An 8,163-nucleotide genomic window follows, 5' to 3' on the forward strand; every position below is an offset into this window, starting at 1 on the left:
TATGTATCGTTTAATGTTTTCAGATTTAGATGAAACTTTATTAGTAAATCATCATGTACCAAAAATGAATCAAGAAGCTATTTTAAAAGCAAGAGAACAAGGTTTAAAGTTTGTTCCTTGTACAGGAAGAGCTTTTAATATGATTCCAGATATTTTAAAAGAAATAGGTACATATGATAAAGCAGGAGAATATTCACTTTGTTTTAATGGAGGTCTTATTGTTGAAAATAAAGATAATAAAGTTCTTCATTTTAAAGGATTAGATTTTAAACAAGCAAAGGAAATATTTGAAAATGCAAGAAATTTAGATGTTTGTGTTTTAATTTTTACTTTAGATTGTTGTTATATTTTTCATGCAGATGAAGATGAAATTCAAAGAAAAATTGCACAAAAAGCAAAATTTAAAGTAATCGAAGATTATGATATTGATTTTCTAAAGGATGAAAAAATTGCAAAGATTCTATATGAAAAAAGAGACATGGATTATTTAAAACAACTTGCTAAAAAATTACCTGAAAGTATTCAAGAAACATGTAGTATTGCATTTTCTAGTGGACGTTATTTAGAAATGAATACCAAAGGTGTTGATAAAGGTTATGGGATGCGTTGGTTAGTAAATTATCTAGGATATGATATGGATGAAACGATTGGTATTGGAGATAATTATAATGATGTAGAAATGATTAAAACAGCTAAACTTGGTTGTGCAGTGGCTTGTGCAAGTGATGATATTAAAGAACTTGCTCAATATGTGACACAAAAAGATTATGATGAAGGGGCTGTTAAAGAAGTTATTGAAAAATTTGTATTAGGAGAAAATCATGAATAGATTTAAGACCATTGTTGAAATAGAATCACAAAAAGAATATTATCAAAAACTACATCAAGTTATTGAAAAAGAATATGAAACCAAAACGATTTATCCACCTAAAAAACAAATCTTTAGAGCCCTTAATTTATGTGACTTTGATGATGTAAAGGTTGTTATTTTAGGACAAGATCCTTATCATGAACCTCATCAAGCCAATGGACTTGCCTTTTCAGTTACCAAAGATGTGCGTATACCACCAAGTCTTGTGAATATTTATAAAGAAATTCATGATGATTTAGGACTTCCTATTCCTAACCATGGTGATTTAACTTATTGGGCTAAACAAGGTGTTTTGTTACTTAATAATGTTTTGACTGTTGAAAGAGGAAAAGCAAATTCTCACAAGGGATTAGGTTGGGAAACTTTTACATTGAATATTGTACGTTATTTAAATGAAAGAGAAAAACCACTCGTTTTTATTCTTTGGGGAAAGAACGCAATCGAAAAGAAAAAATACATTGATTCTAGACATTTAGTACTTACAAGTGTGCATCCTTCACCACTTTCAGCATATAGAGGTTTCTTTGGTTCAAGACCATTTTCTAAAACAAATGAGTTTTTAATTAAAAATGGAATGACACCTATTGATTGGAGTATTCCCAATGTTTAAAACAATTGATGAAGCTTTGAATTTTATTGAATCACAAAGAATGAAACGTTCTTTTAAAGAGTTTCAAGAAATTATAAAAAGGTATCATCTACCTGTTGATTTAAAAAATGTTATTCATGTAGCAGGAACAAATGGAAAAGGCTCAACAGTGACTTTTATTAAAGATTTACTAGTAAAACAAGGCTATCATGTAGGAACGTTTACATCACCTTATATTATTAAACATAATGAAAGAATTTCGGTAGATGGAAAACCTATTTCTGATGAAGAGTTGTTACGATTAGTCAATGATTTATATCCAATAATAGAAAAAGAACATCTTTCGATGTTTGAAATAGACACAATAATCATGCTTAATTATTTTCATGAATTAGATTTAGATTATCATGTGATTGAATGTGGGATTGGTGGTTTGAATGATAAGACAAATGTCATTCAAAGTCAGGTAGCTGTTATTAGTAATATTGGTTATGATCATCAATTTATGTTAGGAGATACTTTGTTAGAAATAGCCAGTCATAAAGTAGGTATTGTTAAAGAAGGGGTCCCTTTATTTACAACTGAACAAAATAAAGAAATATTAAGTTATTTTAAAGATTATTGTACAAAACATCAAAGTACTTTTTATCCTTTACAAGTAGAAAAACAATATCAGTATCCTTATCATCTACATTTTCATCAAAAAAAATATGTATTACATTTACCAACATATCAAGTAAGTAATTTAACGCTTGCTTTAAATGTTGTTGATTATCTATGTGATTTAAATGATGAAGATATTCAAGCGGTGATCGATGATTTTAAATGGCCTTGTCGTTTTGAACAATTTGGACATCTTTATTTAGATGGTGCTCATAATATCAGTGGAATAGAGGCATTGATTCAAACAATCAAAGAAAGAAAGTTAGAAGATGTTGGAATTGTTTTTAGTGCTTTGATGGATAAAGATTGTCAAAAGATGTTAGATATGTTGAAAGAATTTGATGTTGTGATTGCTGATTTTGATGATGAAAGAAGTCAAGGGGGACACATTCCCTATCAAAAAGCTATTGAAATAATGAAGGCTAAACATCAAAATATTGTTGTAACAGGATCATTACATTTTGTATCAACAGTACGAAAATATGTAATAAGTGCGTAAGCACTTATTTTACTTTATATTGATAATCTAAAGGCTCATCAAATTCTGCCCATAATAAATAAACAAGTAATAACATTACTGTTTTACCAGTATCAGTTACGATAATAAAATGATCTCTACCAGCTTGTTGCAATGTTCCTGTATAAATCTTATCATTCCATGTTTTAGAACCGGTATAACTAAAATAGAATGTTCCTTTTTTACCAACGTTAACACGTAAAATATTTTCAACGTATGTTTGTTCTACGGGTTGAGTAGGGGGAACAGTTTGTTGCCTGGTAAGATTTTCATTATCATCTTCTTTTACTAAGTAAGGGTTTAAATCATCAAAATAATCCATAGAGACCTCCTATAAGTCACAATTATCTTTTAACCCTGGGTTATAAAAACAATGTTTTTTATATTTTCCAGATAGTCTTCCATAAAACGTTTCTGGACAATCAACATTTGTGCCAGGATTTTTAAACCATAAGGCGTTCGTGGCGGGTTCATTTCGATAGCCATTAATACATCTTAAGGCAATGTCTTTTTCATTTTGACTCACAGGTTCATTAAATAGCGGTTGTCCTACTCCAGCAAATTGATTTGTCTGATAGACAACTTCACTAATAGTTCTGACATTTCTAAAAATGTCACAATTTGCGACAACACGATTGACAATGACATTTCCTACAAGGAGCATGCCTTCTTCGCCCTCTCCTAAAGCTTCAGATTTTATCAATCTCGCTAATAATTCGACTTCTTTTTCGGTATATGAAATTCGAGCCATGTTTTCACCTCAAAATAATTTATGATTATCCTTTAAATTTATGTCAAAAAAGGAGTACAATAATATTACCCTAAGTATTTGATCTATTATTGCTTAAAAAACTTAAATAATTCCGTGAATTATAAAGTGAAATATGATAAGATAAAGATGTAGATTAAAGCGCTTACATTTTGTATAGGAGGAGTTAAAAATGGGAAAAGAAATTGTCGCTATGATTTTAGCTGGAGGGCGTGGAACACGTTTAAAAGAACTTACAGCAAAAGTCGCAAAACCGGCAGTTCACTTTGGGGGGAAATATCGTATCATCGACTTTCCACTAAGTAACTGCGCAAATTCGGGTATTGATATCGTAGGTGTACTTACACAATATGAATCAGTTTTACTTGGAACTTATGTTGGAGCTGGAACTAAATGGGGATTAGATGGAGCTAATTCTTTGGCTGCTATTTTACCAGCACGTGAAAGAGACGAAGTAGGAGCCACTTGGTATGCAGGTACTGCAGATGCCATTTATCAAAACTTAGATTTCTTAGATCGTTATGATCCAGAATATGTTTTGATTTTATCAGGAGATCATATTTATAAAATGGAATACGATCAAATGTTAGAAGCTCATAAACAACGTGGTGCAGATGCTACAATTGCAGTATTAAATGTATCACTTAAAGAAGCGAGTCGTTTTGGTATTATGAATGCTCATGAAGATGGAACTATTTATGAATTCGAAGAAAAACCAGAACACCCAAAATCAACTCTTGCATCTATGGGTATTTATATCTTTACTTATAAACAATTACGTAAATATCTAGTAGCTGATGCAAAAGATAAAGATAGTAAACATGATTTTGGTATGAATATCATTCCAGCAATGTTAAATGATAATAAAAAGCTTTATGCTTGGGAATTTGATGGATATTGGAAAGATGTTGGTACTGTAGATAGTTTATGGGAAGCTAACATGGATTTACTTAAAGATAAAGATTTAGATTTATATAATATCAAAAAAGATTGGAAAATCTATACTGAAGACACTTTAGGAAAACCTCAAATTATCGGTGAAAAAGCAGAAGTTAAAAACTCTCTTGTTACTCAAGGATGTATGGTTAACGGAACTGTTGAAGGATCTGTTTTATTCAATAATGTCAATGTTGGAGAAGGCGCAAAAGTTGTTGACTCTGTATTGATGCCTGGTGTTCTTGTAGAAGAAGGGGCAGAAATCTATAAAGCCATTATTGATGAAAATGTAGTTGTTAAAGCTGGAACTGTCATTAATTCAGAAGCTAAAGAAGTTGAATTAGTGAGCGATAATAGTAGATAAGAGGGGGAAGTAAAGATGGCAAAAGTTATTGGTTTAGTAAACTTACATTCAGATATAGAATTTACGGGATTAACAGAAAGAAGACCAGTGGCCTCTGTAAGCTTCCTTGGTCGTTATGGAATTATTGACTTTGTTTTATCAAATATGTCAAATTCTAAAATAGATGCAATTGGGGTTATGATTCAAAAGAAACCACGTTCTTTATTTAAACATTTAGGAAATGGTAATTCTTGGAACTTTAACCAAAAAGCTGGTGGTGTTTCATTACTTTATAATGAAAAATACGCTAACGATCCTAAATACAATCATGATATTAACAACTTAGTTGAAAATATTCATTTCTTAGAAACAAGTAATGCAGATTATGTTGTGATTGCACCTGCTCATATCGTTACAACAATGGATTATAATGATGTGATTACAGCTCATGAAAAATCAGGAGCATCAATCACAATGACTTATCGTAAAGCAAAAGATGCAGATGTTGCTTGGGTTGGTTGTGATGTTTTAGAAATAGATAAAGATGGTTTATTAACTGGTAAAACAATTAACAAAGGTACAAGAAAAAGACAAAATATTTCATTAGAAACTTATGTAATCAATAGAAAAGAATTATTAGAAATCATGAAAAAGGCACATAAGATTTCTGCTTTCTATGATTTAAAAGATATTCTAGGATATTTATGTGATGAAAAACAAATTCATACTTATGAATATAAAGGATATGCTAGATGCTTAGATTCTACAGAAGCATACTTCAAATATTCATTGGAAATGTTAGATATTGATATTTCATCACGTGTATTTAAATCAAATTGGCCAATTTATACAAATACAAACGACACACCTCCAACAAAATATTTAGAAAACGCTAATGTTAAAAAATCGTTCGTAGCTAATGGTGCAGTAATTGATGGAACTGTTGAAAATAGTATTCTTGGACGTGAAGTTACAATTGGAAAAGGTGCAGTTATTAAAAACTGTGTTATCTTCTCTGGATCTAAGATTGCTCCTGGAGCAGTATTAGAAAACGTAATTATTGACAAACGTGCAAAAGTTGAAAAGAAATTAGAATTAAAAGGAACAGAAACAAGTCCACTTTATATTAAAGAAGGAGACCGTGTTTAATGAGAGTTATGTATGTTGCCAGTGAAGCGACTCCTTTTATCAAATCGGGTGGTTTAGCTGACGTTATTGGTTCATTACCAAAAGAAACAGCAAAAAAAGATGTTGAAAGTATTGTTGTTATTCCTAAATATCAAGATATGAAATTTGTTGATCAAATTGAATATGTAACAAATTTTGATATCTATATGGGATGGAGAAAACGCTATTGTGGTATATTTAAAGCTGAAGTAGATGGTGTAACTTTCTATTTCATTGATAATGAACAATATTTTGGTAGACCAGGATTATATGGTTATGATGATGATTATGAAAGATTTGCATTCTTTGATTTTGCGGTTCTAGAATTAATTAGTCATTTAAATATTAAACCTGATGTTTTACAATTAAATGATTGGCAAACAGCAATGATTGCAATGCTTTATAAAGAAAGATATTGTTATTATGATTATTATCAAAATATTAAAATTGTATTCACAATTCATAATATTTTGTTCCAAGGAAAAGCTGATCCAAAATTATTGGAAGAATACTTTGCGTTAGATAGTTATTTATATTATAACGGGAACTGTCGTAATGATGGATGTTTAAATATGATGAAAGCGGCAATTTTCTACAGTGATGTTATTACGACAGTGTCTCCGACTTACGCTAAAGAAATTTTAACTGATCAATATGGTGAAGGATTACAATCTATTCTTGAAATGAGAAAACATGATTTATATGGTATTTTAAATGGTGTTGATTATGATGTTATCAATCCAAGTAAAGATCAAACAATCGTTAAAAAATATTCAGCTCGTTCAGTTAAAAATGGTAAGTTGGAAAATAAATTAGCATTGCAAAGACAAGTTGGATTACCAGAAGATCCAAAAGTTGCTTTAATCGGTATCGTAACAAGATTGACTGAACAAAAAGGATTAGATTTGATTATTAATCAATTTGAAGCGATGTGCCAAAGAAGAGTTCAAATTATTATCTTAGGTTCAGGAGATCATATGTATGAAGATGCTTTAAAAGGTGCAGCATGGGCTCATCAAGATAAAGTATCATTCCAATGTAAATATGACTTTGTATTGTCAAATCGTATTTATGCAGGATGTGATATGTTCTTAATGCCATCATTATTTGAACCTTGTGGTTTGTCACAAATGATGTCATTAAAATATGGAACAATTCCTATTGTTAGAGAAACAGGTGGTTTAGCTGACAGTGTTCAACCATATAATGAATTTGAACAAACTGGTACAGGATTCAGTTTTTCTAACTATAATGCACATGAGATGATGGATACAATTGATTATGCATTGCATACTTTCTATGATTATCCAGATGCATGGGATGCAATAGTGCAACGTGCAATGGCTGAAAAATTAGATTGGGATGCAAGTGCAGAACAATACATTCGTTTATTTGCGTCATTACTTTAAAAATAGAGGAGTATCACTTGGTGATACTTCTTTTATTATCTTTAAAAGTATTGATAATAAGGGCATTATATGAAATATAAGGGAGTTGTTGACATGAATAAAAAAGGAAACAAAAAGGTTTTATATTAGTAGAAATTATTGTTGTACTTGTTATACTTGCTATACTTGCAGCTATTGCAGTTCCATCAGTATTAGGATATGTTGAACAAGCAAAAGAATCTGAACAATTATATAAAGTAAGAGATGCATTGATTGCATCACAAACAACTTTGATTAGAACTTATGGGACTGATGGTGAATTTGGTAATGATAATGGCTCTAAAAATGGAAATAAAAAATTAACTAAAGAACAGGCTGCTGATTTAAAATCAAAAGCAGGATTGGAAAAAAATCCATATATATTGATTTTTGGAGCGGGGCATACTTCTTATAAAGGAAGTGCAGATGAAGAAAAAATGTATCATGTTTACTGTGCTATCTATCAAGAAACAAAAGATAGTAGGCCATGGTTTTATGATGGTAAAATATGGTCTCATAAATACTTATGGTCTAAAAGCGGAGAAGCAAAAACTAAAGAAGAAGCGGGGCGTGCAATGTATACAAAGGCTGAAAATGGCATTAACTATAATCGTATGAAAGGTGTAAAGGATTCTACCAAACAAGATGTTAAAGTACAATTGTATTGTGCTTATATTAAAGGTGTATCTAATGCTTCTGATAATGTTCCTGGTTTTTGGAATGATATAAGAAATAAAAGCAATTAATGTCAGTTTAAACTGGCATTTTTTCTTTAAGAACAAAATGGTGCTAAAGTGAAAAGTTAAATTCCACTTTAAAAAAATGAAAAATAAAAGTAGAATTTACTCTTTCAGAAAGCAGATTTTATAAGAATATTAGGT

General features: G+C 30.4%; 9 protein-coding genes. 7 read left to right on the plus strand and 2 right to left on the minus strand.

Translation table 11 applies throughout. The features are described from left to right. The first annotated feature begins 1 nt into the window (after position 1). Genes LJD32_RS10170 through LJD32_RS10180 form a run of 3 tightly spaced genes read left to right on the plus strand, consistent with a single transcriptional unit; the run spans position 2 to position 2,622 of the window. Positions 2-829 (plus strand): HAD family hydrolase, encoded by an 828-nt coding sequence (locus tag LJD32_RS10170; RefSeq protein ID WP_227392334.1) that lies wholly within the window; start codon positions 2-4, stop codon positions 827-829. After that, on the plus strand, positions 822-1,481 hold the full coding sequence (locus tag LJD32_RS10175; RefSeq protein WP_175301517.1) for a uracil-DNA glycosylase: 660 nt from the start codon (positions 822-824) through the stop codon (positions 1,479-1,481). The genes LJD32_RS10170 and LJD32_RS10175 overlap by 8 nt, the downstream gene beginning before the upstream one ends. Beyond that, positions 1,474-2,622 (plus strand): bifunctional folylpolyglutamate synthase/dihydrofolate synthase, encoded by a 1,149-nt coding sequence (locus LJD32_RS10180; RefSeq protein ID WP_227360113.1) that lies wholly within the window; start codon positions 1,474-1,476, stop codon positions 2,620-2,622. Before LJD32_RS10175 ends, LJD32_RS10180 begins: the two co-directional genes overlap by 8 nt. Positions 2,623-2,626: 4 nt before the next feature. On the opposite strand, the gene LJD32_RS10185 is transcribed toward LJD32_RS10180, so the two are convergent. Together LJD32_RS10185 and LJD32_RS10190 are read right to left on the minus strand one after the other, a co-directional pair. Then, the gene (locus LJD32_RS10185) at positions 2,627-2,962 is read right to left on the minus strand and encodes a spore coat protein GerQ (protein WP_022002639.1); all 336 of its coding nucleotides are present in this window, start codon (positions 2,960-2,962) and stop codon (positions 2,627-2,629) included. A gap of 9 nt (positions 2,963-2,971) precedes the next feature. Then, on the minus strand, positions 2,972-3,391 hold the full coding sequence (locus LJD32_RS10190) for a cell wall hydrolase (protein ID WP_032090782.1): 420 nt from the start codon (positions 3,389-3,391) through the stop codon (positions 2,972-2,974). A 190-nt stretch (positions 3,392-3,581) separates the two neighbouring features. On the opposite strand from LJD32_RS10190, the gene LJD32_RS10195 reads away from it, so the two are divergent. From LJD32_RS10195 to LJD32_RS10215, 4 genes are all read left to right on the plus strand, one after another. Then, positions 3,582-4,709 carry a glucose-1-phosphate adenylyltransferase gene (locus LJD32_RS10195; protein WP_117826327.1) on the plus strand — a complete coding sequence of 376 codons (1,128 nt, stop codon included), beginning with the start codon at positions 3,582-3,584 and terminating at the stop codon, positions 4,707-4,709. Positions 4,710-4,724: 15 nt separating this feature from the next. Beyond that, positions 4,725-5,837, plus strand: a complete 1,113-nt coding sequence (gene glgD / locus LJD32_RS10200) for a glucose-1-phosphate adenylyltransferase subunit GlgD (protein WP_032090780.1) — start codon at positions 4,725-4,727, stop codon at positions 5,835-5,837. Continuing rightward, the gene (gene glgA / locus LJD32_RS10205) at positions 5,837-7,264 is read left to right on the plus strand and encodes a glycogen synthase GlgA (RefSeq protein WP_032090779.1); all 1,428 of its coding nucleotides are present in this window, start codon (positions 5,837-5,839) and stop codon (positions 7,262-7,264) included. Before glgD ends, glgA begins: the two co-directional genes overlap by 1 nt. A 248-nt stretch (positions 7,265-7,512) precedes the next feature. Further along, positions 7,513-8,028 carry a hypothetical protein gene (locus LJD32_RS10215; protein ID WP_227392335.1) on the plus strand — a complete coding sequence of 172 codons (516 nt, stop codon included), beginning with the start codon at positions 7,513-7,515 and terminating at the stop codon, positions 8,026-8,028. The last annotated feature ends 135 nt before the right edge of the window (positions 8,029-8,163 follow it).

The sequence above is a fragment of the Faecalibacillus sp. TM498 genome (assembly GCF_020589955.1).
GTDB classification, from domain to species: domain Bacteria; phylum Bacillota_I; class Bacilli_A; order Erysipelotrichales; family Coprobacillaceae; genus Faecalibacillus; species Faecalibacillus intestinalis.

Coding starts and splice junctions, on each gene's coding strand:
- LJD32_RS10170 (WP_227392334.1), top strand. CDS start 2: ATGTATCGTTTAATGTTTTCAGATTTAGATGAAACTTTATTAGTAAAT.
- LJD32_RS10175 (WP_175301517.1), top strand. CDS start 822: ATGAATAGATTTAAGACCATTGTTGAAATAGAATCACAAAAAGAATAT.
- LJD32_RS10180 (WP_227360113.1), top strand. CDS start 1,474: ATGTTTAAAACAATTGATGAAGCTTTGAATTTTATTGAATCACAAAGA.
- LJD32_RS10185 (WP_022002639.1), bottom strand. CDS start 2,962: ATGGATTATTTTGATGATTTAAACCCTTACTTAGTAAAAGAAGATGAT.
- LJD32_RS10190 (WP_032090782.1), bottom strand. CDS start 3,391: ATGGCTCGAATTTCATATACCGAAAAAGAAGTCGAATTATTAGCGAGA.
- LJD32_RS10195 (WP_117826327.1), top strand. CDS start 3,582: ATGGGAAAAGAAATTGTCGCTATGATTTTAGCTGGAGGGCGTGGAACA.
- glgD (WP_032090780.1), top strand. CDS start 4,725: ATGGCAAAAGTTATTGGTTTAGTAAACTTACATTCAGATATAGAATTT.
- glgA (WP_032090779.1), top strand. CDS start 5,837: ATGAGAGTTATGTATGTTGCCAGTGAAGCGACTCCTTTTATCAAATCG.